Raw genomic sequence first — 24,143 nt, forward strand, 5'->3', positions numbered from 1 at the left:
CCGGCTTTTACCGGCGTGCATGTCAGGACGTATGATGCACCACACTTCTTCTGCATGGCCTATCGGTATCGGCGCGCTTTTTCTACGCGCTACGCTTTACCTGCTGATAACCGGCGCGATTGCCCAGGGCGCCTATCTGGAAGCGGCCTACCTGCCGGATCTGCGCTTTTCCGAACTGGCTTTTACCGAGCTCACTCAAACAGGTTTTCTCACCCTTGCCTGCGGCATTTTGCTCTACGTGCGCCAGCGCCTGAACGTCTGGCCCAACGTCACGCTGCTGCTGCTGGCCTTTCTCGGCGCGTCGCTGGTTCGCGAACAGGACGCCTTTCTGGATGCCTACGTGGCCGAACATGCCTGGAAGGTGCTGGTTGCCGCGATCATTTTGCCCAGCATGACGCGGGTCGCCATGAACTGGCGCCGCTTTGCCGTCGAGCTTGGCCAGTACGCCAACAGCTTCTCGCTGGGGCTGTTTACCGCCGGCTTTTTTACCACCTATGCGTTCTCCCGGCTTTACGGTCGCAAGGAAGTCTGGCAGGCCGTCATGCAGGAGCGCTACCTGGGCAGCATCAAAAGCATGGCAGAAGAAGTGGTGGAACTGATGGGCTATGCCCTGATTCTTTTCGCCATGATTGAGCTTTTGCTGCTGGCACGCCGCATCTATCGCGCTCGCCTGCAGGCCACATCCAGCAGCTGACGCAGCCTCGCCGGGCGCGGCAAAGGCACATGGCTTCTGGCGTCCCCCGGGCGCAGGGAGGCGAAACGCGGCGGTGGGAGCGCACTTTCGTGCGCGAAGGGCGCCCACAGGCGCTGTGAATAGAGGGCTTAATAGATAGAGGGCTTCTTGCCGGGAGGCCTAGCCGGGAAAGCTCCCGGCTTTTGTACGTGGCCGGTGGCTTTGCGCTACTCGTCCAAAAAGGAGCGCAGCGGCTCTGAGCGGCTCGGGTGGCGCAGCTTGCGCAGGGCCTTGGCTTCAATCTGGCGAATGCGCTCGCGGGTCACATCGAACTGCTTGCCGACTTCTTCCAGGGTGTGGTCGGTGTTCATATCAATACCGAAACGCATGCGCAGCACCTTGGCCTCCCGCGCCGTCAGCCCGCCGAGCACGTTGCGCGTGGACTCCACCAGCCCCTCGCCGGTGGCCAGATCAATGGGCAGCATCATGGTGCTGTCCTCGATGAAGTCGCCCAGGTGCGAGTCGTCGTCGTCGCCGATGGGCGTCTCCATGGAGATCGGCTCCTTGGCGATCTTGAGCACCTTGCGCACCTTGTCTTCGGGCATTTCCAGGCGCTCGCCCAGCTCTTCCGGCGTGGGCTCGCGGCCCATTTCCTGGAGCATCTGCCGGGACACGCGGTTGAGCTTGTTGATCGTCTCAATCATGTGCACCGGGATGCGGATGGTGCGCGCCTGGTCGGCAATCGAGCGGGTAATCGCCTGGCGAATCCACCAGGTGGCGTAGGTCGAGAACTTGTAGCCGCGGCGGTATTCGAACTTGTCCACCGCCTTCATCAGGCCGATGTTGCCTTCCTGAATCAGGTCGAGAAACTGCAGGCCGCGGTTGGTGTACTTCTTGGCAATCGAGATCACCAGGCGCAGGTTGGCCTCGACCATTTCCTTTTTCGCCCGGCGCGCCTTGGCCTCGCCGATGGAGAGCTTGCGGTTGACTTCCTTGAGCTCGCCGACGCTTAAACGCACCATGTTTTCTTCAAAGGCGATTTTACGCTGCAAGCGGCGAATATCGGCGCGCAGCGGCTCCAGGCGGTCGGCATAGCGCGGTGCGGCCTGCTGAAAGTCGTCCAGCCAGTCCTTGCGCGATTCGTTGCCCGGAAACGCCTTGATGAACGTCTTGCGCGGCACCTTGGCCTTTTTCACACACAGCTGCATGATGGCCTTTTCCTGGGCGCGCACCTGCTCGACGCTGATGCGCACCTGGCCGACCAGCCGCTCAAAGTGCTTGGGCACCAGCTTGATCGGTGAGAACAGCTCGGCCAGCCGTGCCTGCTCAGCCTTGAGCTCGGCGCTGCCGGCACCGTAGCGCTCAAACGCGGCTTCCACCAGGGCGTTGTGCTCGCGGATCTGTTCAAAGCGGGCGCGCGCCTCTTCCGGGTTGGGCCCGCCTTCGTTGGTTTCTTCTTCCTCTTCGGCGTCCGGGTCGTCGCTGACCACAGGCTCGGGCTCTTCGGCTTCGGCGACGTCGGGGATACCGCCGTCAGGGTCGATAAAGCCGGAAAACAGATCCGACAGCCGCCCCGGGGCCTCTTCGTCCTGGGTGGCATCGTAGGCGTCGAGAATCGAGCGTACCGCGCCGGGCAGATACGCCAGCGCCGACATCACCTCGCGGGTGCCTTCTTCGATGCGCTTGGCGATCTCGATTTCGCCTTCCCGGGTGAGAAGCTCGACGGTGCCCATCTCACGCATATACATGCGTACCGGGTCGGTGGTGCGGCCCACGTCGCTTTCCACGGCGGCCAGCGCCGCTACGGCCTCTTCGGCCGCGGATTCGTCTGTGGACTGATCCGACATCATCAGGGTGTCTTCATCCGGCGCGACTTCGACGACGCTGATGCCCATGTCGTTGATCATGCCGATGATGTCTTCCACCTGATCCGGGTCGGCGATGTCCTCGGGTAGATGATCGTTGACCTCGGCATAGGTAAGATAGCCCTGCTCCTTACCCCGCGCGATCAACTCCTTCAGACGTGACTGCTGCTGCGCATTTCCAGCCATAGAAACCCTATCTCGACGAAGAAGAATGAAGCACCTGACGCGCAAACGACGTGCCAAAAGCGCCCGGAAAGCCAGAGAGTATAGCGTTGGCGGCGGGCGCGTTCCAGCGTCGTACGGTTGCGCGGCGGTTCAGGTGTGTTAATTTGTTCGGTTAGACCAGCGTTTGGCGTCTTTGCCTGCTCATATGGTAGCAAAGGCGGGTAAATTCAACCCCGCACCGCGCGGCCACGCTGCTCATCGCGCACCGGCAAGCTCGACCAGCAGGCTTGCCAGGCGCTGTTTCTGTGGTTTGTCCAGCTTCTCACCGGCCCGCTCGCGGGCCAGCAGATCCTCGTACTCCTGCTGCGGCGAGCGCGACTGATGCGTACGCCGCAGGTGCGCCACCAGCCCGTCCAGCTCCGCTTTGCGCGCCTCGCGGGGAATCAACAGCTCCCGGCGCGCCAGCGCAGCGAGCGTGCGCCCCTGGGCGCTGCCCTGAAAGTGCGACAGCACCACCTGTGGGCTGCGATAGCGCCCCGCCCTGAGCAGCGCCACCAGCTCGCCGCACAGCCGGCCTTCCGGGCTTCCCGGCAGCCATTCCAGCGCGTCGGGCAAGGTCTCTACCAGGCGCGGCTCATGCAGCAACAGCTGCAGCACGCGCCCCTCGGGCGAAAGCCCCTCCAGCACCCAGTGCCCGTCGGCATCGGCATCGTCGCCGCTGGCCGGCAGCGCCGGCGAGGCACCGCTCGGCGCGTCGGCAGGCGAAGACGCCGGCGCATCTCGCCGGGCCAGCAGCGCCTCCAGCCGCGCCTGGCGCAGCCCGCTGCGCTCGGCAAGCTCTTCCAGCAGCAGGGATTTGAGCATGCCGTCCGGCATTTGGTTCAACGCCGCCAGCACATCGTTGGCAAAACGCTCGCGGCCTTCCACCGTTTGCAGGTCCTGGCCGTCGGCCGCCTGCTCGAACAAAAACTCCGACAGCGGCACCGCACAGGTCACCCGGTCGGTAAATGCCTGGGCGCCTTCCCGGCGTACCAGGTCATCGGGGTCGTCGCCTTCGGGCAAAAACAGAAAGCGCGCCTCGCGGCCGTCGAGCATCTGCGGCAGCGCGGTGGCCAGCGCTCGGCTGGCGGCCTGGCGCCCGGCACGGTCGCCGTCAAAGCAAAACACCACCCGGCTGACCATACGGAACAGACGCTTCAAGTGCTCTTCGGTGGTGGCCGTACCCAGCGTCGCCACGGCGTTATTAACGCCGAACTGCGCCAGCGCCACCACGTCCATATAGCCCTCAACGATCACCAGCTGGTCGAGCTTCCCCGGCGCCTTGCGCGCCTCGTACAGGCCGTACAGCTCGCGCCCCTTGTGAAATACCGGGGTTTCCGGCGAGTTCAGGTACTTGGGCTTTCCGTCCCCCAGCACGCGGCCGCCGAAGGCCACGGTGCGCCCGCGCAAATCGCGAATGGGAAACATCACCCGGTTGCGAAAGCGGTCATAGGTGCGCCCGGTGTCTTCTCTGTGGATCAGCAGCCCGTACTCGATCTGCACCGCCTCGCTTATGCCGCGCTCGGTGAGATGGCGCTTGAGCGTTTCCCAGCCGTCAGGCGCGTAGCCGATGCCGTAGGCGTCGATCACCTCCGGCGACAGGCCGCGCTCTTCCAGATAGCTTCGCGCGCGGCGGCCTTCGGACATCACACGGCGCTCGCGGTAGAAACTCGCCGCCAGCTCCAGCAGGTTGACGCCCTGCTTGCGCTTTTGTTCGCGCTGGCGGGCGTGCGGGTCGTCGGCGCCTTCGCGCGCCACCTCAAGGCCCAGGCTTGAGGCCAGCTGCTCTACGGCCTCGGGGAAGCTCAGCCGCTCGTACTCCATCACAAAGCGCAGGGCGTTGCCGTGAGCGCCGCAGCCGAAGCAGTGATAAAACTGCTTGTCGGCGCTGACGGTAAACGACGGCGATTTTTCCTCGTGAAACGGACATAGACCGGCGTGATTACGGCCGGCTTTTTTCAGCGGCACGCGCGCGCCGACCACCTCGACCACGTCGACCCGGGCAAGCAGGTCGTCGATAAAATGCTGAGGAATACGGCCCGCCATGGACTCTTGCCTCCAAGCGTTGCGACGCCGGTTTGCGCCATAGCAGCGTGAAAAATAAAAGCAGCCGGGCTGGGGGGATGCCACATGGAACGCCATGGCATCACCGCAGCCCGTCGGCGGGGAATTATGCGTATTACATCTGACGGGTAAATACAAACGGCCGCCGAGCGGCGGCCGTTCGCAGTCCTTCCAGGCAAGAGCGGCCAGAGCGCGCCCTTGCCGTACGGATCAATAGAGCCGTTCGAACCGCTTGCGCTCACGCTGAAGCTTCTTGGCGTGACGCTTGACCGCGGCTGCCGCCTTGCGCTTGCGCTCGGCCGTCGGCTTTTCGTAGCTTTCGCGACGACGGACCTCGGACAAAACGCCGGCTTTTTCGCAGGAACGCTTGAAACGACGCAGGGCGACGTCAAACGGCTCGTTATCGCGTACTTTTACAGAAGGCATTAAGCACTCACCTACCTTAAGGAGTCTTGATTTCGGATAGTCCGTACACGCGCAAGGCGCGTTAGACACCTTTCGTGCACGATCTGGTTTTACAGCGCACCGTATTCTAGTAGTGACACCCGTTTTTTGCAAACGCGCCCGACGTTTTCACTCAACGAAAAGGCATGAAAATGCTAGACTCGCCGCCTTTGCCTTTTGATCTTTACGTCACAGGAAAATCCGCTATGCGCGTACTGGGCATTGAAACGTCCTGCGATGAAACCGGCGTGGCCGTTTACGACACCGCGCTTGACGGCGGCGACGGTCTGCTGGCCGACGCCTTGTATAGCCAGGTCGCCATGCACGCCGAGTACGGCGGCGTGGTGCCGGAGCTGGCCTCCCGCGATCATACGCGCAAGCTTTTGCCGCTGATCGAGCAGGTGCTCGGTGAGGCCGGCATGGCCCGCGGCGATCTTGACGGGGTTGCCTATACCGCCGGCCCCGGGCTTGTGGGCGCGCTGATGGTGGGGGCAGCGACCGCTCACGGCATGGCCCGGGCGCTGGGCATTCCCGCCCTTGGCGTACACCACATGGAAGGCCACCTGCTGGCACCGATGCTTGAGCGAAAGGCCCCGGCCTTTCCCTTTGTGGCGCTGCTGGTCTCCGGCGGGCACACCCAGCTGGTGGAGGTGCGCGGCCTTGGCGAGTACCGCCTGCTGGGCGAGTCCGTGGACGACGCCGCCGGCGAGGCCTTCGACAAGACCGCCAAGATGCTCGACCTGCCCTACCCCGGCGGCCCCCGCGTGGCCGCGCTGGCCGAGCAGGGCGACCCTGCGCGCTTTCGCTTCCCGCGGCCGATGACCGACCGTCCGGGGCTGGACTTCAGCTTCTCGGGGCTGAAGACCCACACCCTCACCGCCATCCGCAAGCTGGACGCCGCCGGCGAGCTGACCGAACAGGGCCGCGCCGACATCGCCCGGGCCTTTGAAGACGCCGTGGCGGATACGCTGACCATCAAGTGCCGCCGGGCGCTGGATCAAACCGGCCTTAAACGGCTGGTGGTCGCCGGCGGCGTCAGCGCCAACGTGCGCCTGCGTCAGGGGCTGGATGACGCCTGCGCCAAACGCCGGGCCACCGCGTTTTATCCGCGCGGGCGCTTTTGCACCGACAACGGCGCGATGATCGCCTACGTCGGCGCCAAGCGCCTGGCCGCCGGCGAACGCGACGAGACCGGGCAGATGCAGGCCACCCCGCGCTGGCCGCTGGAGCAGCTACGCGCCCCGCAGCGCGCCCCCGCCGCGGAGACGCGCTAATGGACCGCATACTGATCGAAGCGCTGGAAGTGGACACCGTGATCGGCGTCTACCATTGGGAGCGCACCATCAAGCAGCGCCTGAGCCTGGATCTGGAGCTGGCCACCGACATCCGCCCCGCCGCGGCCACCGATGATCTGGCGCTGACGCTGGACTACGCCGCGATCAGCGAGCGCATCCAGCGCTTTGCCGCCGAGCACCACTTTGAGCTTGTGGAAACCTTCGCCGAGCGCCTGGTCGCCACCCTGCGCGAAGAGTTCGGCATTGCCGGCATGGCGCTTACCCTGCGCAAGCCTGGCGCGGTGCCGGCGGCGGCCAACGTGGGGCTGAACATAACCCGGGGCCGCTTGGCTCCATCTGAAAGAGACGGCGCGTGAGCGAGCCGCGGCGGGTACTGCTGGGCCTTGGCAGCAACGAGAATGCGCTTGCCAATCTGCGCCGCTGCCTGGACGCCCTGGAGACGCGCTTTGGCAACGTTCGGGCGTCAACGGTGTATCAAAGCGCGGATATCAATAGCGTTGAGGCGAGCTCGCTGCCGGCCTTTCACAGCCCGATCTTCCACAACATGGCCGTAGCGTTTGAAAGCGACGCCGAGCCGGCGGAGATCAAACGCTGGAGCAAGGCCCAGGAGCGCGCCCAGGGGCGGCTACCCCAAAGCGCCGGGGCCGCCACCCATCCCATCGACATTGACCTGCTCGCCGTGGGCGAGCTGTGCGGCGAGTTTGCCGGGCCCGGCGGGCGGGCCATTCCCCTGCCCCACCCGGAAATCACCGCGTACGCCTTTGTGCTGCGCCCGCTGGCGGAGCTTGTGCCCCACGCCCGCCACCCCCGTAGCGGTGAAACCTACGCCGAGCTTTGGGCCAGCGCCCGGGCCACGGCCTCGCCCCGGCTCACGCCGATCTGTTTGCCCAGCGCCGCGCCCTTGTAGCCCTCGGCCATCAGCGCCCGGGGGCTGACCGCGGCGGCCTGCTCAAAGGCCTGCTCAAGCGCTGCGTGGCGCTCGGGTGCCAGCGCCTTGACCAGCGCAAGCTGGGCCCGGGCGCGCTCGGGCCGGCGCCAGCTGTCCTGGCCGTCCAGCCAAGCCATCACGTCCTCTGCCGCCAGCGGGCGGGCCACCAGCCGCGCGGTGGCCGCGCTGTGGCGGGCCAGATCGCTCACCGCCCGGGGCAGCTTCAGCCGCTCGGCCAGGGCTTCGCGCGCGCGTTTTTCAAGCGGGGTGACAAGTCTGGCGTAGCGCCAGTGGGCCAGCGGCACAGCCGGCCAGTCGGGCACGGTTTGCATGGCGCCAAGGCAGGCTTCAAGCCCGGCTGCGGCCAGCTCCGGCCACCAGGCGGCAAGCGCGCCGCAGTCGTTTTGCGCGCGAAAATAGGCTTCAGGGCACGGCTCGCCCAAGGCTTTTTCACTTTCGACCCACACGCGCTCGGCGGCCAGGTGTTCAAGCTCGCCGCTTTGGCTGACGGCTTGCATCAGCGTCTGAGTTTCCGGGGCGATGGCAAAGCCAAGCGGCGCGTAGCGGGCCAGAAAGCGCGCGGTGCGCAGCACGCGCAGCGGGTCTTCGCTGAACGCCGCGGAGACGTGGCGCAACAGCCGCGCGTCGATATCGTCGCGGCCGCCGTAGGGATCGACAAGCGTGCCGTCCGGGGCTTCGGCCATGGCGTTGACGGTGAGATCCCGGCGGATCAGGTCGTCTTCCAGGGTGACATCAGGGCTTGCGTAGACGGTAAAGCCCGAGTAGCCGTGGCCGGCCTTGCGCTCGGTGCGCGCAAGCGCGTACTCCTCGGCGGTGTCCGGATGGAGAAACACCGGAAAGTCCTTGCCCACGGGCGTAAAGCCGCGCCGGCGCATGGCCTGGGGCGTAGCACCTACTACCACCCAGTCGTTATCCCACACCGGGCGGCCCAGCAGCGCGTCGCGCACGGCACCGCCTACCCGGTACACCTCAAGCCCGTCTTCGGGGCGCTTTTGCCGCGCTGAGGGTGATGGCTTCACGGGGTTGTCTCCCGGCGGTGATGGCCGGGCACCGCGGTGCGCCGGCCGGTTTCCAGCTCAAGGGCGGTCAGCGTGCCGCCCCAGGCGCAGCCGGTATCCAGCGCCCGGGCGTCCACCCGCGCCCCCGGCGTTTGGCCTTCCAGTGCGGCCCAGTGGCCGAACAGCAGCGTGGCGTTATCATCCCGGGGAAACTGAAACCACGGCTTATAGCCTGGCGGCGCGCTTTCCAGCCCGCGCTTGCCGGTAAAGTCCAGCTCGCCCCGGGCGCTGATAAAGCGCATGCGCGTGGTGACGTTGACGATACAGCGCAGCCGGTCCATGTCCTCAAGATCTTCATGCCAGCGCCGCGGCTCATCGCCGAACAGCCGCGCGAGAAACGCCCCGGCCTGCTCGCCGGCAAGCGCGGCCTCCACCTCGGCGGCCAGGGCAACGGCCTGATCCAGGCTCCACGCCGGCATAATCCCTGCGTGCACCATCAGGCGGCTGTCTTGGCGCACCGTCAGCGGCTGGGACTGCAGCCAGTCCAGCAGTGCCGCACCGTCGCCGGCGCCGACGATATCGCCAAAGGCGCTGTGCGGCTTGACGTTGCCGCTGCGCGCCGCCACCAGGCAGTGCAGGTCGTGGTTGCCCAGCACGCAGCGCACCGAATCGCCCAGCGCGCTGACTTCGCGCAGGCAGGCAAGCGAGTCCGGCCCGCGGTTGACCAGATCTCCCACCAGCCACAGTTGATCCCGGCGCGGATCAAACGACAGCGCCTCCAGCAGCGCTACAAACGATGCGTGGCAGCCGTGCAGATCGCCGATGACATAGGTACTCACGTAATATCGCTCCTAAGCGCCGGGTTAATGAAGCGCGGCCGGCTGGGCCAGGCGAAACAGCGCCACCGGCGCATCAAAGGGCCGCTGGGTGGTGGTGTCCAGCAGGGTATAGGCGCCTTCCATGGTGCCTACCGGCGTGTCGAGCACCGCGCGGCTGGTATAGCGAAAGCGCTGGCCGGGGCCGATCAGCGGCTGCTGGCCGATAACGCCCTTGCCGCGCACTTCGTGGACCTCGCCGCTGCCCTGGGTGATTTTCCAGTAGCGCGCCAGCAGCTGCACGCTGCGGTCACTTTCGTTGCGCACGGTCACCGTATAGCTGAAGACGTAGCGCGCCTCGGCGGCGCTGGACAGCTGCTCGCGGTAGCGCGGCGTCACGCTAATGCGAATCGACGCGCCGGCCGAAGCCCTGTTCCCTTTGGCTGCGCTGTTGGCGTTCACAGCCGGCCTCCTTGAGCGGCGCTCTGGGCCACGCCGTTGGCCAGCCGCACAAACTCTTCCAGCGTCAACGTCTGGGGGCGGCGGCCGGGATCGATGCCCAGCGCTTCCAGCGTCTCAGCGCTGACCCGGCCTTTGAGGTTGTTGCGCAGCGTCTTGCGCCGCTGGCCGAATGCCTGCTTGACCAGATCAAACAGCAGCGCCGGGTCGTGTGCCGGGTGGGGCAACTCGGCATGGGGGGTAAAGCGCACAATGGCGGAGTCCACCGCCGGGCGCGGCACAAAGGCCTCGGGCGGGACGATGAACAGCTGCTCTACCCGGCAGTAGTACTGCGCCATCACCGAAAGCCGGCCCCAGTTCGGCCCGCCGGGCACGGCCGCCAGCCGCTCGACCACTTCCTTTTGCAGCATAAAATGCATATCCGCAATCGCGCTGCCCGCCCCCAGCAGGTGGATAATCAGCGGCGTGGAGATGTTGTAGGGCAGATTCCCCACCACCCGCAGCGCCGGGCCGTCGCCTTTGAGCTCGGCGAAGTCAACCTTCAAAGCGTCGCCTTCGTGGATGACAAAGCCCGGATAGTTGAAAAACTGCACGCGAAGGCCGGGGATCAGGTCGCGGTCAAGCTCGATCACCTCCAGCTTGCCGGCGGCATCCAGCAGCGGCTGGGTAAGCGCGCCCTGACCGGGGCCGATTTCCACCAGGCGGTCTTCGCCGCGCGGATGAATCGCGCCGACAATGCGCTCGATGACGCCGGTGTCGCGGAGAAAGTTCTGCCCGAAGCGTTTGCGGGCGCGGTGATGCAGCGCTGATGACATGAAGCGAAATTCCCGGGGTAATAAACGATAGCGATAAAAATAAGCGGGCCGGCATCAGCCGGCGCGCTGATCGGCAAGCCGGCGCGCCAGAGCCACGGCCACGCCCAGACTCGACGGCGAGGCCACCCCCTTGCCGGCAAGGTCCAGCGCGGTGCCGTGGTCTACCGAGGTGCGCACCAGCGGCAGGCCCAGGGTAATGTTGGCGGCGTTGCCGAAACCGGCGTACTTGAGCACCGCCAGGCCCTGGTCGTGATACATGGCGAGCACCGCGTCAACGCCGGCCAGATGGCGCGGGGTAAACAGGGTATCCGCCGGATAGGGGCCGCGGATGTCCAGCCCCTCGGCGCGCAGCGCGTCAAGCGCGGGGATCACCACGTCAAGCTCTTCACGGCCCAGATGGCCGCCCTCGCCGGCGTGAGGGTTGAGCCCGCACACCGCGATGCGCGGCGCGGCAATGCCGAACTGATCGCGCAGGTCGTGCGCCAGAATCCGCGCTACGCGCTGAATGCGCTCAGCGGTGACGGCGTCGGCCACCTCGCGCAGCGGCAAGTGGGTGGTGACCAGCGCCACGCGCAAATCGGCCCCGCCGCCGTCGGCGCGGCTGGCGTGCAGAGCGCGATCGGTTGCCAGCAGCATAACGACTTCGTGTACGCCGCAGGCGTCGCGCAGCCATTCGGTATGGCCGGTAAAGCCGCTAAAGCCGCCGTCGATGATCACGCCCTTGTGCAGGGGGGCTGTGGTCATGGCCGCCGCCTGGCCGGCGCGGCAGGCAGCCACCGCGGCCTGCAGCGTGGCGATCACATAGCCGGCGTTGGCCGGGTCGAGCACGCCGGGCGTGCACGGCGCGCGAAGCGCCACCGGCCACACCGGCAGCACGCCCGGGCCTGCGGGCAGCGGCTCGCCCGGGCGGCACACTACCGGCGTTACCTCAAGCCCCAGCGCGGTGGCGCGCTCGGCGAGCATGGCCGGATCACCCACGGCAACGCTTGCCGCCGGCAGTGCGGCGTCAGCGGCGAGCGAAAGCGTCAGCTCCGGGCCGATGCCTGCCGGTTCGCCGGTGGTAATCGCCACCGGCAAGGGCGCATCTGTCGACTCTGCCATGGCGCCCCCCTACAGCCGAATATCGACAAACGCCCGGGAGCGCAGCTCGCGCTTCCAGGTGCTGAGCTCTTCATTGGCGCGGCGCTGAAAGATGGCCTGGCGCGCCTGATCTCGCTGCGCTTGCGGGTCGACGCGCTGGCGCCTTCGGTCTTCGACTTCGATTAGATGAAAGCCGAACTGGGAGCGCACGGGCTGAGAGAGCTCGCCTTTTGCCAGCGAACCCAGGGCATCGTCAAAGGCGGGCACCGTCTGGCCCGGGCGCAGCCAGCCAAGCTCGCCGCCGTTAAGCGCGCTGCCGTCGTCATCGCTGAGCTCGCGGGCCACCGCGGCAAAGCTTTCACCTTGCGCAATGCGCCGGCGCGCTTTGTCGGCCAGCGCTCGGGCGGCGCGCTCGCTGCGCTGGGGCGTCACTTCGATGAGGATATGCCGGGCGCGGACTTCTTCAACGACGCCGCTTTCGCTGCCCTGGCGCTGCAGCGTGCGCTCCACGTCGCGGTTGCTGATCGACACCCGCTGGCCGATCTGGCGCTGCTGCACCTTGCGCATCAGCATCTCCCGGCGCACCTGCTCGCGCACCCGGCCCAGGCTTGAACCTTCCGCCTCCAGCCGATCAGCAAAGCCGTCAAGGGTCAAGCCGTTGGACTCGGCAATGCCGCGCAGCTGGCGGTTGAGCCGGGTATCGTCGACGCTCAGATTGGCATCGACCGCCATCTGCAGCTGGATTTCTTCCAGCACCATACGCTCCAGCACCTGCTGTTTGAGCTCGTCACGCGGCGGCAGCCCGCCGCCCTGAGCCCGGGCCCGCCGGGCCACCTGGGCGAGGCGATCTTCAAGCTCGCTATGCATGATCGCGCCGTCGTTGACCACGGCCACCACGCGGTCCAGCTGCTGGCGCTGGGTGCTGGCCGGGGCGTCGCGCGCTGGCGGCTGGGCGCCGGCGGACTGCGGCACGAGCATGCCGCCGGCGCCCAGGCACAGCGAAAGCGTACCCGCCAGCAAAGCCGGGCGCGTTGTCATACACAAAGCGGCGCGCAGACGCCGGGGCGTTGTCTTGGTCATAGCGTATTTTTCTCTTGGGGCCTGGCCGCCGGGACTAAAGCGCCGGCGGGCGATAGCCCGGAATGGTTCGTTCAAAGTAGCTGTCGGCGTTCTGGCCTGCCCCGCCCAGACCGTGGAGCACAAAGCGCAGAAACAGCCCGCGGTCGTTGAAGTCGTCGCGGATGCGTGCGGTATCGTTGTCGTCCACCCAGCGGCGCCACACAACCTGCAGCCCGTAGCAGCAGCTGTTCCACTGCACGCCGGCCAGCTGTTCAAGGGGGCGGTCGTTGGTCTGATCGTGCAGGTAGCGGCCAATCAAATCAATCGCCGGGCTGGCGTTCCAGGCAAAGGAAAGATCCCACTCTTCACGGTCGTAGTCGTTATAGGCGTCGTCGCCGGGCTCAATGCCGGGATCAAAGCCTTCGATCTCCCAGCGATAGCCCAGGTTGACCACGTGGCCGTCCGGGTGGCGATAGCGCACATCGACGCTTGAGCGCTCGGTGGCGTCGCGATGGTCATCGTAAAGCCACTGGGCACCGGTGCTCCAGCGCCCGTTGATCTGCCAGTCCAGCCGCGAAACCAGCGGCGAGCGGTCGCGCGTGGCCTGATAGTAGTCGCGCTGGGCATTGTCATCGGCATTCTCTACCGGGCGCACCGCGTCGTCGCGGCCGTCAAGCCCGACCCGGCGGTCGGCGAAATACACGCTCTGGCCGATACCGGCGGACAGTTTTTCGCGCCCGCTATCGTCTTCAAGCAGGCGCGTTTGCAGGCCCAGCGACAGGCGATTGAGATCGCCCACGCGGTCCTGGCCGGAAAACCGATGGGGCGACCACAGCTGCCCCCAGGAAAACGCCCGCTCGCGGCTGTCGAACTCGGGCAGGTCGCGCTGGTCGGTGCGCGGCACGAAGGCGTAGTTCAGCCGCGGCTCAAGGGTTTGTCGATAGCCGTTGCCGCCAAGGGTCAGCTCGCGCTCGAAGGTCAGGCCGGCGTCGATGGAGCTGACGGCCACGCTGCGGGTGGGCGAGGTATCGCGGCGGGTCTCGCGCCGGCCGTAGTCCAGCGTATAGGCGGTATTCCAAAGCTCAGTGCGCGGTTCCACATAGCCCCAGGGGCGCTCAAAGCGTGCGCCCAGCGCCGGGGCCAGATGCACCCGGGTGCCGGTGGCGGCTTCGCGCACCGGCACCCGGGTTTCATCCACGTCGCGCCAGAAATAGGTGGCGCTGGAGTGCCACTGGCTATAAAAACCGTGGCCCAGCTGCCAGCGGGCGTCGGCGGTGAGGCTGGGCAAGCGATAAAAGGGCTTGTCGCTGTCGCTTAAGGGATCATCCAGGCGCTGATAGCCCTGGGCTCGGGCGTCAAGCCGCCAGGTGTCGCCGCGGTAGTCGATCTGCGCCAGCCGCTCCATGCCGTAGCGGTCGCTGTCTCCGAATTTGCTGCCGAAGTCGTCAAAGTAGCGCCCGTCGCTGGCCGCGCCGTAGCGCAGCTGATAGCGGCTGCGCGGCGAGACGCGCCCGGCATGGCGGGCTTCAACGTACCAGCGATCTTCGCCTTCGTAGCGGTTGGCATCGCCGCCGGAGCCGCCGCGGTCATCGCTGAGCCAGGCGCCTTCCAGCTTGCCCCGGCTGTTTTCGTTCAGGTAGCGATACTCTCCGCCAAGCAGCAGCCCGCGGTCGCTGATCCAGCGCGGGATGATAGTGGCGTCGCGGCTCGGGGCAATGTTCCAGTAAAACGGCTGGGCAATGTCCAGCTGGTCGCTGGAAAAGCCGATGGTCGGCGTCAACAGGCCGGTCTGGCGGCGATCGTCAAGGGGGAAACGCAGCCACGGCGAATACAGCACCGGCACGTCCTTGATTTCCAGCCGCGCGTGCTTTGCAGTGCCAACGCCGCTTTTCTGATCCAGCCGGATATCGCTGCTCACCAGCTGCCAGGTGTTTTCCCCCGGCGCGCAGGTGGTAAAGCTTGCATCGCGCAGGCGATACTGCTGCTCGCCGATTTGCTCAAGGCGCTCGGCCTGGCCGCGCAGGCGCTCAGCGTAGAGCACGTAGTGGCTGTTTTCTACCCGGCCGCGATCGCTGACAAGCGAGAGGGTGGCTTCGCTGCCGCGCACCAGCGCGCGGCCGTCGCGCAGGGCGAGATTGCCCTCGGCGTCGGCCCGCTCGCGGCTGCCTGGCACGAACACGCGCTCGGCTTCCAGCTGGGTGTCTCCCTGGCGCAGCACCACGTCGCCGCGCAGCAGCGCATCGCCCTCGGCGGAGTAGTCGGACTGGCGGGTTTCGACTGCGATCTCGTCGGGATCGGCCCGTTTTTCCAGCCGGTAGGCCGGCATCACATAGCGCCCGCTGCACACCCGGCCGGCGGCCTGTTCGCCACGCCACGGCTGCCAGTCCAGCGCCTCGGCCGCCAGCGGCTCGCTCTGGGCATGCGCCGTAAGCGCTGCCCCGACCAGTACACTGCCGGCGAGCGTTTGCGTAACTGGCGCTTTGCGCATTAATCGCTTGCCCATGTTCGTTATCCTTGGCGTCGAGAAGGCGTATTATACAGCCCGCATGATGCCCGACCAGCAAGGAGCTTGCATGTCCTCTTCCCGGTTTCCGCTTTCCAGATGGACGCAGCTGACCGCTTGGGTGGCGCGCCATCACGGCGTACCGCCCGCGCAGCTTGACCTGACACCCGCCGGCGGCGACGCCAGCGCTCGGCGCTATTTTCGCCTGACGCTGCCGGACAACACTCGCCAGATCGTTATGGACGCCCCGCCCGCGCAGGAAGACAGCAGCGCGTTTGTGGCCGTGGCCCGGCGCTTTGCCGCCGCGGGCCTTCCGGTGCCGGCTCTGTACGCCGTCAACCTTGACGACGGCTTTTTGCTGCTACAAGACCTGGGCGACACGCCGCTGCAGGCGCTTTTTACCGATCAGACAGCCGTCATGCACCAGCACCGCCGCGCCATTGCGCTGTTGGCCGAGCTGCAAAACCGCGTGGCCCCGACCAGCCTGCCCGCCTTTGACGCCGCGCTGCTGCAGCGCGAAATTGCGCTGTTCCCCGAGTGGTGCCTGGATGGCTGGCTCGGCATCGCGCCGCCGGCCGAGCTCGCGCCGCTGGGCGAGGCGCTGATCGGGCAGGCGCTGGCCCAGCCCACGGTGGCCGTCCACCGCGACTTTGACGCCATGAACCTGATGCCCCACCGCAGCACGCTGTACATGATCGACTTTCAGGACGCCGTGGCCGGGCCTGTCAGCTACGATCTGGTCTCGCTGCTTCGCGGGCGCTACTGGCGCTTTAGCCGCGATGGTTTCAACGCCCTGGCGGCGCACTTTTACCATCGCGCACGCGCCGACGGCCGGCTAAGCGCAGCGCTAAGCGTTGAGGCCTTTATCCATCAGGCCAACGCCATGGCCGCCCAGCGGGCCCTCAAGGTGCTGGGTATTTTCTGCCGGCTGACCCTGCGTGACGGCAAAACCGGCTACCTCGAGCGACTGCCGCACTTTGTTGACCATTTGGCCGATAGCCTTGTTGCCCTGCCCGAGCACGCCGCCTTCGCCCGCTGGGTGGAAAAGACACTGCGCCCGGCGGTAAACGACAAACTCGCCGCAACGGAGCCCGCGCCATGAAAGCGATGATTCTCGCCGCCGGGCTGGGCACGCGCATGCGCCCGCTCACCGACACCTGCCCCAAGCCGCTGCTGCCGGTGGGCGGCCGGCCGCTGATCGAGCACCACCTGGCTCGCATGGCTGACGCCGGCATTGTCGATGTGGTGATCAACGTAAGCTACCGTGCCGAGCAGATCATTGAGGCGCTGGGCGACGGCGAGCGCTTCGGCCTGCGCATCCGCTACAGCCGCGAGGCCGCCCCGCTGGAAACCGGCGGCGGCATTCAAGCTGCCCTGCCGCTGCTCGGCGAGGCGCCTTTTTTACTGATCAACGGCGACGTCTGGTGCAAAGCCCTGCCCGACTTTCGCGCGCTGGGCGAGCCCGATCTCGCACACCTGCTGCTGGTGGACAACCCGGAGCACCACCCCGACGGCGATTTCTGCCTGCGCGACGGCCGCGTACGCCCGGACGGCAAGGCGCGGCTGACGTATTCCGGCCTTGCCGTGATCGACCCGGCGCTGGTGGCCGACGAGCCGCCCGGCGCCTTTGCCCTGGCGCCGCGGTTACAGGCGGCTGCGCGCCAGGGGCGCGTCAGCGGCGAGCACGTCACCGCCCGCTGGGTGGACGTGGGCACGCCGGCGCGCCTGGCAGCGCTGGATCGCTACCTGCGTCAGCACAGAAACTGATACGCTCACAACACCCCTGATGAATCACAACGGAGCAAGACATGAAAGCACAGATAAGATGGACCGAAGGCCGCCAGTTTGTCACCGAATCGGGCAGCGGCCACAGCGTCGTCATCGACGGCGCCCCCGAACACGGCGGACGCAACACCGGCCCGCGCCCCATGGAGATGCTGCTCATGGGCATGGGCGGCTGCAGCGCTTTTGACGTGCTGAACATTCTCGACAAGGCGCGCGCCGAGGCTACCGACTGCGTGGTGAACATCAACGCCGAGCGCGCCGATGCGGTGCCGGCGGTATTCACCGACATTCACCTGCATTTTGTCGTGACCGGCCGCGGGCTCAAGGAGAGCCTGGTCCAGCGGGCGGTATCGCTTTCCGCCGAAAAATACTGCAGCGCCTCGATCATGCTGGCCAACGGCGGCGTCAACGTCAGCCATTCGTTTGAGATCGTCGACGCCGCCTGAGCGATCACCGCGCGTCAGTAAACCCCCGCCTCGCCTTCGGGGCGGGTCTTGAAGCGCCGGTGCAGCCAGAGATACTGCTCCGGATGCCGGCGGATTGCCTGCTCGATAAAGGCATTGATACGCGCCGCATCGGCAACGTCGTCGCCGCTGGGAAAATCCTCAAGCGCCGGCAGCGCCTCCAGGGTATAGGTGGCGTTGTCCGGATTACGGTGAAATATCAGCGGCACCACCGCAGCATCGGTCATCCGCGCCATCTTGGCCGTAAGCTTGATGCTGGCCGCCTGCTGGCCGAAAAACGGCGCAAACACGCTGGCAGCGCGGCCGAAGTCCTGATCCGGCGAATACCACACGGCGTGCCCGGCCTTCAGCCGCCGGACCGCTCCACGCAGATCGTAGCGATCAATCAGCGCATTGAAGATGCGCGTGCGCGAGCGGGTCATGAAACGCGCAAACAGCGGATTGTCGTGGGGCCGGTAGACGGCGTCAGCGTGAAAAAACAGCGAATGCAGCGCACCGCCCATATCCAGGGTGGAAAAATGCACGCCGATGATCAGCACGCCTTTGCCCCGCGCCCGGGCGCGCGCCATATTGTCCTGCCCCAGATAGACCGCGCGATGGCGCAGCGACTCAGGATCGCGGCACCAGGCAGTGGCGGTTTCCACAAGCCCGATGCCGTTGGCGATGAAGGTCTCCTTGACCAGCCGGCGCCGGGCCTCGGCGCTTTTTTCCGGAAAGCACAGGGCAATGTTGGTGGCGGTAATATGCCGCCGGCGCCTGACCACACGCCAGGCCAGCCGGCCGATGCCGCTGCCCACGGCCATTTTCAGCCGCCAGGGCAGCCAGGCAACAAGGTGCATGGCACCGATGGCAAGCCAGGTAAGCCAGTAGCGCGGATGCGCGAAAGAGCGCGGATAGTGCGATTTTGCCATGAAGCAGCGTAGCCCCTGAGATCGTATCAGTGCGACGGATGATAGCGCCGGGGCACCCGGGGCAGCACGCCGGTCAGCAGGGTGTAGCTGATGGTCTGGCAGTGGCGCGCCACCTCGTCTACCGAGAGCACCGCGCCGTTGGCCGCCCGCCCCCAGAGCACCACCTCGCTGCCGATGCGCGCTTCGGGAATATCGCTCACGTCCACGGTGAGCATATCCATGGATACCTTGCCGGCAAGCGTGGCGCGCCGGCCTTCCACCAGCACCGGCGTGCCGTCGGCGGCGTGGCGATCGTAGCCGTCACCGTAGCCCGCCGACACGACCGCAACGCGGGTGGGCGCCCGGGTGCAGAAACGCCCGCCGTAGCCGATCCGCTCGCCGGGGCCGACGGTGCGAAGGGCGATGATTTCCGCGCGCAGGGTCATCACCGGCTCAAGCCCGCGCGAGACGGCGTTGGCCTGCTCCAGCGGATCGCTGCCGTAGAGCATAACGCCCGGGCGATTATAGGCGCCGTGCGCCTCGGCGTGGGCCAGCGTCGCCGGCGAATTGGCCAGGCTTAGCGGCGCGTCCAGCCGGCAGGCCAGGTCTTTCACGCACGCCAGCTGGCGGGCGTAGTGCTCGCTTGCGGCGGCGTCGGCGGTGGCGAAGTGGCTCATCAGGTGCAGCTCGCCCACCTGGGGGGCGTCGCACAATGCCTGCCACACCGCCTCTACTTCATCAGGGGCAAAGCCCAGCCGGTGCATGCCGGAATCCACCTTGACCCAGACCGGGATCGGCGCTTCAGGCGTATAGGCTTGAAGCGCGTCGAGCTGCCAGCGACTGTGCACGGCCATCCACAGCCGCTGGGCGTCCACTTCCGCCAGCTCATCGGCGCTGAAGATGCCTTCCAGCAGCACAATCGGCGTCTCGATTCCGCCACGCCGCAGCACCCGCGCCTCGTCCAGGCTCGCTACGCCAAACGCCGGGGCCTCATCTGCCAGCGCCCGGGCGCAGGCCAGCGCACCATGGCCGTAGCCGTCCGCCTTGATAACGGCGATGGACTGGCTGTACGGCGCACAGCGCCGCGCCAGCCGATAGTTGTGCCGCAGCGCATCAAGGTCAATATGGGCGATCAACGGTCGCATGCATCTCTCGTATTGTCGTATGTCTTTTAGCTTTCAACGCCGTTCGTTTAACGTTCAAAGCCGTTCGTCTAGCTTTCAAAGATGGCATCCAGCGAAAGCCCCTGCTGCTCCAGCAGCCGGCGCAGCTTTTTCAGCGCCTCAACCTGGATCTGGCGCACCCGCTCCCGGGTCAGCCCGATTTCGGCGCCGACGTCTTCCAGCGTGGCGGCTTCGTGGCCGCGCAGGCCGAAACGGCGGGCGACAACCTCGCGCTGCTTGTCGGCCAGCGAGTCAAGCCAGCCATCCACGTGCTGTTTAACGTCGCCGTCCACCAGCGAGGCTTCCGGGCCGATGTCATCGTCGTCGGCCAGCGTATCGATCAGCGGCTTGTCGCTGTCCCCGCCGACGGGATAGTCCACCGACGAGACCCGCTCATTGAGCCCCAGCATTTTCTTGACCGTCGCCACCGGCTTGTCCAGATGGGCGGCAATTTCTTCGGCCGTGGGCTCGTGATCCAGCCGCTGGGTCAGCTCCCGGGCGGCGCGCAGGTAGATATTGAGCTCTTTGACCACGTGAATCGGCAGGCGAATCGTGCGGGTCTGGTTCATCAGCGCCCGTTCGATGGTCTGGCGAATCCACCAGGTGGCATAGGTGGAAAACCGAAAGCCGCGTTCCGGGTCGAATTTTTCCACCGCGCGAATCAGCCCCAGATTGCCCTCTTCGATCAGATCCAGCAGCGTAAGGCCGCGGTTGAGGTAGCGCCGGGCAATCTTGACCACCAGCCGCAGGTTGGATTCGATCATCCGCGAGCGGCCAAGCGGGTCGCCCTGGCGCGCCAGGCGGCCGTAGAACACTTCCTCTTGAGGCGTAAGAAGCGGCGAAAAACCGATTTCGTTGAGATAGATCTGGGTGGCATCCAAACGCTGGCCGTGGGAACGCTCCTGGCGCCCAAGGGCCTTTTCAAACGCCGCCGCTTCCCGGGCGGCCTGCGTGGCGTCCCTTTCTTCCAGCGCCTGCTCTACCGCGCTTAGATCCACTTCCTGGAAATCCTGCTCTACCGTGCTCATCCCTTTACCCCCCAGCACACGCCCGGCGCTTTAGCTGGCCGGAAGCTACCCGGCCTTTATTGTTTTACGGCGGCCCCGGCAGCTTTAGCCGACGCGGCAGCCAAACGGGCGGACCGTCATGGGCTAGCGTGAAGGCAGATAGGTAAGCGGGTCTTGCGGTTCGCCGTCTTTACGCACTTCAAAGTGCAGCCTGACGTTTTCCGCATCGCTATCGCCCATGGTGGCAATGGTTTCCCCCGCCTTGACCACGTCGTTTTCGCTAACGCTTAAGCTATCGTTGTGCGCATACGCCGACAGGAACTGATCGTTGTGCTTGAGCAATACCAGATTACCGTAGCCGCGTACGCCGCTGCCCGCATAGACCACGATGCCCGGGCCGGCCGCTTTGACAGATTGACCCTTTTCCCCGGCGATATCAATGCCCGCCGTGATGCTACCTTCGTCGTCGAATCGCCCGACCACTTCGCCGTTGACCGGCCACTGCCAGGCGATGTTTTTGGCCGGCGTATAACGGCGCTGTTCGCGCTTTTGCTCGGTTGTGGACGCCGCGGCGCCGGCGGTTTTTTCCTGGCTCTGGCCTGCCTTGGCCACCTGGTTTTTGCTCGTCTTCGCCGCTGGCTTCGTCTTCGGCTCGGCGGCGGGCTTGGGCGCGTCGCTTTCGCTTTTGGCAGCTTTTTTGGCAGCTTTGCCCTTGTCGGCTTCGGGCTGATCCGGCGCCGGCTGAGCGTCCCGCCCGGCGTTGCTGACCGGCTTTTCAGGCAGCAGCCAGTCCACCTGCTGCGTCTGGGCACCGCCCGACGCGGCATTGCCCGCTATCGACGGCTCCAGGCCATCGCGTACCGCGCCGCCAGAGGCGTTCGCCGCCGGCGACGCTTGCCCCCGGGCCTGGCCGGCCCTGGCGCTTTCGCGCAGGCGAATGGTCTGCCCCGGGTAGATGTTGTAGGGCGGGGCGATATCGTTGAGCGCGGCGAGGTTGCGATAGTCAAGGTTGTGCTCCCAGGCAATGCCGTAGAGGGTATCGCCTGACTTGACGGTATACTGCGGCGCGGTTTGCGCCGTTTGCCGCACGTCGTCGGTTACATCGCGCACTAAAGGGCGCGACTGCGAGGTGGTGCAGCCGGCAACGGCAAGGGCCAGCACGGACATCACGAAAATCTTGCGCATGCGACTAGGTCTCCTGTTGGTCAGCGCTTGTTCGGTGAGCATCAGGTGCGGCGCCGCTGGCGGGCGCGCCGCGCCTGGCTTGGCGATTCAACAGCACAACCAGCAGCGCGCCGACAAGCATCAGCCCCAGCACGCCAAGGGTTTGCGCTGAAGCGCCGGTAAGGGTGGCGTAGTCGCCGGGCAGCAGATGGCGATGCGCCAGAGGAATCAGCTGCCCGTCCGGCCCTAGCTGATAGCGTACCAGTTCGCGCCACGGCCAGAGAAGCGGCAGCGAACCCAGGATAAACCCCAGCAGCAGCTGCATGGTGGCGGCATGATGGCGCTGTAAAAGCCACGACAGCAGGCGTGAAAACAGCATCAGCCCGATCACACAGCCCCCGCCGAACAGCGCCATGACCGGCACGTCAAGATCGCGCACGGCCTGCATGACGGTGGCGTAAAGCCCCATCGACAGCAGCAGAAAGCTGCCCGACACGCCCGGCAGCAGCATCGCGCTGATGGCGATGCTGCCGGCCAGCACCAGCATCAGCGCATCGCTGTCCACGGCGAGCATCAGCGGCATCAATGACGGCAGCGCACGGGCCAGCATAAGCCCTAGCCCCAGAAGGATCAGATAGCGCCACCTAAAGCGCTCCCCGACCTGGTGGACCACCAGCGCCGAGGCGGCCACCAGGCCGAAAAAAAAGCCGTCCAGCAGCAGCGGGTACGCCGCCATCAGCCACACGGTCAGATGCGCTACGCTGAAGACGGCCAGCGCCACGCCGGCCAGCAGCGGCAGTAAAAACGCCAGATTCAAATGGCGGGCAGCGCCTTTCACACCGCCGCGCCGCCAGGCACCAATCACCCCCGGGCCAAACTGGCGGATGGTGTGAATCAGCTCGGCGTAAAAGCCGCTGATAAAGGCAATGGTGCCGCCGGACACGCCGGGCACTGCATCGGCTGCCCCCATGCCGGCGCCGGTAAAAAATACGCGTAGCGCGGATCGGCTCACTCCACAACTCCTTCCAGCAAGGGAACAAAGCGCACGCTTTCCAGACGGCGCTGCTCAAACAGACGGCCCGTTCGGCGCACCTGAATCAGCGACTGTGCGCCGTCGCCGGTGGCCACCGGGGCAATCAGCACGCCGCCGTCGCTGAGCTGCTCGAGCAGCGCCTGGGGCAGCGTGCGCGCGCAGGCGGTGAGCACAATGGCGTCAAACGGCGCGGCGCCGGCCCAGCCCAGGGTGCCGTCGGCCACCTTGAGCCGGGCCGGGGCCTCAAGCCATGCCAGGCGCTGGGCGGCCCGGCGATGCAGTGCGGCAATGCGCTCGACGGAATACACCTCGGCGACCAGCCTTGAGAGCAAAAGCGTCTGGTAGCCCGAGCCGCTGCCCAGCTCCAGCACCCGGCGGGGCTCGGCCTGCACCGCAAGCTCGGTCATCCGCGCGACGGTAAGCGGCCGGGAAAGCGTCTGGCCAAAGCCGATGGGCAGCGAGCTGTCTTCGTAGGCCCGCTGGGCCAGCGCCTCGTCGACAAAAAGGTGGCGAGGCTCCCGGGCCATCAGCTCAAGCACGCGCGCATCGCCAATGCCCTGGCGCGCCAGCCGCTTGACCATACGGTCGCGGGTGCGCTGAGAGGTCATGCCCCGCCCGCGCCGGCTGAGCGAATCGCATTCAGGCAAATGCATCCAGCCAGCCCTGCACGTCGGCGCGCGCCGGGTGGCGCGTCAGGTCCATCTGCAGCGGGGTAATCGATACCCAGCCGGCCTCAACGGCGGCAAAGTCGGTGTCTTCGCCGTCGTCGGCGTTTGCACCTGCCGGGGCAATCCAGTAGCGCGTGCGCCCGCGCGGATCGCGGGTTTCCACGGGCTTTTCCGCCGGGCCGCGATAGCCCATGCGGGTCACCTTTACGCCCCGGATAGCCTCCCACGGCAGATCCGGCACGTTGACGTTGAGCAGCGTGCGCGGCGGCAATGACAGATTCCCCGCCGCGCCCACAAGCGTGGCCGCCACTCGGGCGGCGCTGTCGAAGTGGCGCCGCCCGCAAAGCGACACCGCAATGGCGGTCATGCCCAGGTTGCGCCCTTCCATGGCCGCCGCCACGGTGCCGGAATACAGCACGTCATCGCCCAGGTTGCCGCCCTGGTTGATGCCTGAAATCACCAGATCGGGCTTTTCGTCCCAGACGCCGTTAACGCCCAGATACACGCAGTCGGCGGGCGTACCGTCGACGCTGTAAAACCCGTTTTCCAGTGCGGTAAGCGCAAGCGGGCGCGCAAGCGTCAGCGAATTGCTGGCACCGCTACGGTCGCGGTCGGGGGCGACCACGCGCACCTTGGCATGGGCAATCAGCCCGTCGTACAGGGCTCGCAGTCCCGGCGCATGAACGCCGTCGTCGTTGGAAAGCAGCAGTCGCCGCATGGTTGGCTCCTTGTCCTGGCCGGCCTCG

Annotated in this window: 24 protein-coding genes; 7 read left to right on the forward strand and 17 right to left on the reverse strand. The window is 66.4% G+C overall.

From position 1 onward, the window contains the following. The first annotated feature begins 34 nt into the window (after positions 1-34). Complete coding sequence (locus ABD654_RS11115; protein WP_344704954.1) at positions 35-694, forward strand: hypothetical protein; 660 nt, start codon at positions 35-37, stop codon at positions 692-694. A 206-nt stretch (positions 695-900) separates the two neighbouring features. On the opposite strand, the gene rpoD is transcribed toward ABD654_RS11115, so the two are convergent. The 3 genes from rpoD to rpsU all read right to left on the reverse strand — a co-directional run bounded on the left by rpoD (position 901) and on the right by rpsU (position 5,232). Continuing rightward, complete coding sequence (gene rpoD, locus ABD654_RS11120) at positions 901-2,724, reverse strand: RNA polymerase sigma factor RpoD (RefSeq protein ID WP_344704955.1); 1,824 nt, start codon at positions 2,722-2,724, stop codon at positions 901-903. A gap of 234 nt (positions 2,725-2,958) precedes the next feature. Beyond that, complete coding sequence (dnaG, locus tag ABD654_RS11125) at positions 2,959-4,788, reverse strand: DNA primase (protein ID WP_344704956.1); 1,830 nt, start codon at positions 4,786-4,788, stop codon at positions 2,959-2,961. A 228-nt stretch (positions 4,789-5,016) separates the two neighbouring features. Further along, the gene (rpsU, locus tag ABD654_RS11130) at positions 5,017-5,232 is read right to left on the reverse strand and encodes a 30S ribosomal protein S21 (RefSeq protein ID WP_017430978.1); all 216 of its coding nucleotides are present in this window, start codon (positions 5,230-5,232) and stop codon (positions 5,017-5,019) included. Positions 5,233-5,456: 224 nt separating this feature from the next. Between rpsU and tsaD the strand changes: the two genes are divergently transcribed. From tsaD to ABD654_RS11145, 3 genes are read left to right on the forward strand one after another with little or no spacing between them, the layout of a single operon-like run. After that, entirely contained in the window at positions 5,457-6,524 is a 1,068-nt protein-coding gene (gene tsaD / locus ABD654_RS11135) for a tRNA (adenosine(37)-N6)-threonylcarbamoyltransferase complex transferase subunit TsaD (protein WP_344705153.1), read from the forward strand. Next, the gene (gene folB, locus ABD654_RS11140; RefSeq protein ID WP_344704957.1) at positions 6,524-6,901 is read left to right on the forward strand and encodes a dihydroneopterin aldolase; all 378 of its coding nucleotides are present in this window, start codon (positions 6,524-6,526) and stop codon (positions 6,899-6,901) included. The genes tsaD and folB overlap by 1 nt, the downstream gene beginning before the upstream one ends. Further along, positions 6,898-7,452: a 2-amino-4-hydroxy-6-hydroxymethyldihydropteridine diphosphokinase gene (locus ABD654_RS11145; protein WP_344704958.1), complete on the forward strand. Its 555-nt coding sequence runs from the start codon at positions 6,898-6,900 to the stop codon at positions 7,450-7,452. Before folB ends, ABD654_RS11145 begins: the two co-directional genes overlap by 4 nt. On the opposite strand, the gene ABD654_RS11150 is transcribed toward ABD654_RS11145, so the two are convergent. The 7 genes from ABD654_RS11150 to ABD654_RS11180 are packed head-to-tail and all read right to left on the reverse strand — an operon-like array spanning position 7,368 to position 15,223. Then, a complete protein-coding gene (locus ABD654_RS11150) occupies positions 7,368-8,513 on the reverse strand; it encodes a tRNA nucleotidyltransferase/poly(A) polymerase-related protein (protein WP_344704959.1) in 1,146 nt (381 codons plus the stop codon). The genes ABD654_RS11145 and ABD654_RS11150 overlap by 85 nt on opposite strands. Then, complete coding sequence (locus ABD654_RS11155) at positions 8,510-9,331, reverse strand: symmetrical bis(5'-nucleosyl)-tetraphosphatase (protein ID WP_344704960.1); 822 nt, start codon at positions 9,329-9,331, stop codon at positions 8,510-8,512. The genes ABD654_RS11150 and ABD654_RS11155 overlap by 4 nt, the downstream gene beginning before the upstream one ends. A 24-nt stretch (positions 9,332-9,355) precedes the next feature. Continuing rightward, on the reverse strand, positions 9,356-9,718 hold the full coding sequence (gene apaG / locus ABD654_RS11160; RefSeq protein ID WP_425552771.1) for a Co2+/Mg2+ efflux protein ApaG: 363 nt from the start codon (positions 9,716-9,718) through the stop codon (positions 9,356-9,358). 47 nt (positions 9,719-9,765) lie between these two features. Further along, a complete protein-coding gene (rsmA, locus tag ABD654_RS11165; RefSeq protein WP_344704962.1) occupies positions 9,766-10,581 on the reverse strand; it encodes a 16S rRNA (adenine(1518)-N(6)/adenine(1519)-N(6))-dimethyltransferase RsmA in 816 nt (271 codons plus the stop codon). A gap of 54 nt (positions 10,582-10,635) precedes the next feature. Continuing rightward, a complete protein-coding gene (gene pdxA / locus ABD654_RS11170) occupies positions 10,636-11,682 on the reverse strand; it encodes a 4-hydroxythreonine-4-phosphate dehydrogenase PdxA (protein WP_344704963.1) in 1,047 nt (348 codons plus the stop codon). 9 nt (positions 11,683-11,691) lie between these two features. After that, a complete protein-coding gene (locus tag ABD654_RS11175) occupies positions 11,692-12,741 on the reverse strand; it encodes a peptidylprolyl isomerase (protein ID WP_344704964.1) in 1,050 nt (349 codons plus the stop codon). Positions 12,742-12,775: 34 nt separating this feature from the next. Further along, positions 12,776-15,223, reverse strand: coding sequence for an LPS-assembly protein LptD (locus ABD654_RS11180; RefSeq protein WP_344704965.1), 2,448 nt, complete (start codon positions 15,221-15,223; stop codon positions 12,776-12,778). A 70-nt stretch (positions 15,224-15,293) separates the two neighbouring features. Between ABD654_RS11180 and ABD654_RS11185 the strand changes: the two genes are divergently transcribed. Genes ABD654_RS11185 through ABD654_RS11195 form a run of 3 tightly spaced genes read left to right on the forward strand, consistent with a single transcriptional unit; the run spans position 15,294 to position 17,454 of the window. Then, complete coding sequence (locus tag ABD654_RS11185; RefSeq protein ID WP_344704966.1) at positions 15,294-16,325, forward strand: aminoglycoside phosphotransferase family protein; 1,032 nt, start codon at positions 15,294-15,296, stop codon at positions 16,323-16,325. Further along, positions 16,322-16,990, forward strand: coding sequence for an N-acetylmuramate alpha-1-phosphate uridylyltransferase MurU (gene murU / locus ABD654_RS11190; protein WP_344704967.1), 669 nt, complete (start codon positions 16,322-16,324; stop codon positions 16,988-16,990). The genes ABD654_RS11185 and murU overlap by 4 nt, the downstream gene beginning before the upstream one ends. A gap of 41 nt (positions 16,991-17,031) precedes the next feature. Continuing rightward, positions 17,032-17,454 carry an OsmC family protein gene (locus tag ABD654_RS11195; protein WP_344704968.1) on the forward strand — a complete coding sequence of 141 codons (423 nt, stop codon included), beginning with the start codon at positions 17,032-17,034 and terminating at the stop codon, positions 17,452-17,454. Positions 17,455-17,468: 14 nt separating this feature from the next. Here ABD654_RS11195 and lpxL read toward each other — a convergent pair whose 3' ends face one another. The 7 genes from lpxL to surE form a co-directional block, all read right to left on the reverse strand. Continuing rightward, complete coding sequence (gene lpxL / locus ABD654_RS11200) at positions 17,469-18,383, reverse strand: LpxL/LpxP family Kdo(2)-lipid IV(A) lauroyl/palmitoleoyl acyltransferase (protein WP_344704969.1); 915 nt, start codon at positions 18,381-18,383, stop codon at positions 17,469-17,471. A gap of 26 nt (positions 18,384-18,409) precedes the next feature. Beyond that, on the reverse strand, positions 18,410-19,507 hold the full coding sequence (gene alr, locus ABD654_RS11205; RefSeq protein ID WP_344704970.1) for an alanine racemase: 1,098 nt from the start codon (positions 19,505-19,507) through the stop codon (positions 18,410-18,412). A gap of 68 nt (positions 19,508-19,575) precedes the next feature. Continuing rightward, entirely contained in the window at positions 19,576-20,553 is a 978-nt protein-coding gene (rpoS, locus tag ABD654_RS11210) for an RNA polymerase sigma factor RpoS (protein WP_344704971.1), read from the reverse strand. A gap of 123 nt (positions 20,554-20,676) precedes the next feature. Next, positions 20,677-21,717: a peptidoglycan DD-metalloendopeptidase family protein gene (locus ABD654_RS11215; RefSeq protein WP_344704972.1), complete on the reverse strand. Its 1,041-nt coding sequence runs from the start codon at positions 21,715-21,717 to the stop codon at positions 20,677-20,679. A 4-nt stretch (positions 21,718-21,721) separates the two neighbouring features. Next, positions 21,722-22,708, reverse strand: a complete 987-nt coding sequence (locus tag ABD654_RS11220; protein WP_344704973.1) for a DUF368 domain-containing protein — start codon at positions 22,706-22,708, stop codon at positions 21,722-21,724. Next, positions 22,705-23,382: a protein-L-isoaspartate(D-aspartate) O-methyltransferase gene (locus ABD654_RS11225; protein WP_344704974.1), complete on the reverse strand. Its 678-nt coding sequence runs from the start codon at positions 23,380-23,382 to the stop codon at positions 22,705-22,707. Before ABD654_RS11225 ends, ABD654_RS11220 begins: the two co-directional genes overlap by 4 nt. Further along, a complete protein-coding gene (gene surE, locus ABD654_RS11230; RefSeq protein ID WP_344704975.1) occupies positions 23,369-24,115 on the reverse strand; it encodes a 5'/3'-nucleotidase SurE in 747 nt (248 codons plus the stop codon). Before surE ends, ABD654_RS11225 begins: the two co-directional genes overlap by 14 nt. Between the last annotated feature and the right edge of the window lie 28 nt (positions 24,116-24,143).

The sequence above is a fragment of the Halomonas cibimaris genome (genome assembly GCF_039537045.1).
GTDB lineage: Bacteria > Pseudomonadota > Gammaproteobacteria > Pseudomonadales > Halomonadaceae > Vreelandella > Vreelandella cibimaris.

Excerpts from the sequence above, each read along its gene's own strand:
- surE (WP_344704975.1), bottom strand. The coding sequence starts at position 24,115 with ATGCGGCGACTGCTGCTTTCCAACGACGACGGCGTTCATGCGCCGGGA.
- pdxA (WP_344704963.1), bottom strand. The coding sequence starts at position 11,682 with ATGGCAGAGTCGACAGATGCGCCCTTGCCGGTGGCGATTACCACCGGC.
- ABD654_RS11115 (WP_344704954.1), top strand. The coding sequence starts at position 35 with ATGCACCACACTTCTTCTGCATGGCCTATCGGTATCGGCGCGCTTTTT.
- ABD654_RS11175 (WP_344704964.1), bottom strand. The coding sequence starts at position 12,741 with ATGACCAAGACAACGCCCCGGCGTCTGCGCGCCGCTTTGTGTATGACA.
- dnaG (WP_344704956.1), bottom strand. The coding sequence starts at position 4,788 with ATGGCGGGCCGTATTCCTCAGCATTTTATCGACGACCTGCTTGCCCGG.
- rpoD (WP_344704955.1), bottom strand. The coding sequence starts at position 2,724 with ATGGCTGGAAATGCGCAGCAGCAGTCACGTCTGAAGGAGTTGATCGCG.
- rsmA (WP_344704962.1), bottom strand. The coding sequence starts at position 10,581 with ATGTCATCAGCGCTGCATCACCGCGCCCGCAAACGCTTCGGGCAGAAC.
- ABD654_RS11225 (WP_344704974.1), bottom strand. The coding sequence starts at position 23,382 with ATGCATTTGCCTGAATGCGATTCGCTCAGCCGGCGCGGGCGGGGCATG.
- ABD654_RS11180 (WP_344704965.1), bottom strand. The coding sequence starts at position 15,223 with ATGGGCAAGCGATTAATGCGCAAAGCGCCAGTTACGCAAACGCTCGCC.
- tsaD (WP_344705153.1), top strand. The coding sequence starts at position 5,457 with ATGCGCGTACTGGGCATTGAAACGTCCTGCGATGAAACCGGCGTGGCC.
- alr (WP_344704970.1), bottom strand. The coding sequence starts at position 19,507 with ATGCGACCGTTGATCGCCCATATTGACCTTGATGCGCTGCGGCACAAC.
- ABD654_RS11195 (WP_344704968.1), top strand. The coding sequence starts at position 17,032 with ATGAAAGCACAGATAAGATGGACCGAAGGCCGCCAGTTTGTCACCGAA.
- ABD654_RS11215 (WP_344704972.1), bottom strand. The coding sequence starts at position 21,717 with ATGCGCAAGATTTTCGTGATGTCCGTGCTGGCCCTTGCCGTTGCCGGC.
- murU (WP_344704967.1), top strand. The coding sequence starts at position 16,322 with ATGAAAGCGATGATTCTCGCCGCCGGGCTGGGCACGCGCATGCGCCCG.
- folB (WP_344704957.1), top strand. The coding sequence starts at position 6,524 with ATGGACCGCATACTGATCGAAGCGCTGGAAGTGGACACCGTGATCGGC.
- rpsU (WP_017430978.1), bottom strand. The coding sequence starts at position 5,232 with ATGCCTTCTGTAAAAGTACGCGATAACGAGCCGTTTGACGTCGCCCTG.
- ABD654_RS11185 (WP_344704966.1), top strand. The coding sequence starts at position 15,294 with ATGTCCTCTTCCCGGTTTCCGCTTTCCAGATGGACGCAGCTGACCGCT.
- rpoS (WP_344704971.1), bottom strand. The coding sequence starts at position 20,553 with ATGAGCACGGTAGAGCAGGATTTCCAGGAAGTGGATCTAAGCGCGGTA.
- lpxL (WP_344704969.1), bottom strand. The coding sequence starts at position 18,383 with ATGGCAAAATCGCACTATCCGCGCTCTTTCGCGCATCCGCGCTACTGG.